Source organism: Pseudomonas ceruminis (genome assembly GCF_021602025.1).
Classification (GTDB): Bacteria; Pseudomonadota; Gammaproteobacteria; order Pseudomonadales; family Pseudomonadaceae; genus Aquipseudomonas; species Aquipseudomonas ceruminis.
The window spans coordinates 1-623 of the sequence record NZ_BQHW01000077.1 but is presented as its reverse complement, the minus strand read 5'-3'; the positions used below and the strand labels follow the sequence as shown (position 1 = coordinate 623).

The following is a 623-nucleotide window of genomic DNA, read 5'->3' as shown; positions in this document are numbered from 1 at the left end:
ACTTGACCAGGCGCCATCGATACCCAACCGGGGTTAGGCAACGCGATATCCACGTAAGTCGAGCCAGACAAGCCCTTGGCGTCAACTCGCTGCGCCCGCCCCCGCGGATCGAGTGTCGACGGCACAATTGATAGCAGCCGATTCGCTGTTGGAAGGGCAGAGCCCACACGCCAACCATCAGCCAGACCGGGAGTATTGCCCTCAACCTCGAAAGATGGGTTGGGCAGCAAGTTCTCCCCGCCCAGCTGGCTCAACGACGTGTTGATGCTGGTGATGGCCTGTCCGGCCGCCGTGATGTCCTGGCCTTGCCGGGTAACCTCGTTGGTCAGCGCCTGGACCGTCGACGCGTCCGCCTTCATTGCAACCTGGTTCAGAGCGGACTGAGCAGCTGCAGCGGCGTCCGTTGCCACCTTGTCCGTCACAGCCACCCAGGCGCTACCGTTCCAGCGCTTTGGAGTGTTGGCATTGCTGGTCGTGTCGATCCAAAGGTTCTGGCTCAACCGGTCAGCCACTGCCGGCGCGGTCGACTGGTACAGCACCTTGCCCTTGGCGCCGGCGGCGTCAGCAGCAGCCTGGGCCGCCTGCTGTGCTGCGGTGACGTTCTGATTGGTCGTGGTCAGGCT

1 pseudogene is annotated in these 623 nt (G+C 63.4%); it reads right to left on the bottom strand.

The features are described from left to right. Positions 1 to 623: pseudogene (locus L6D80_RS29865) on the bottom strand (TipJ family phage tail tip protein); the annotation flags it as partial.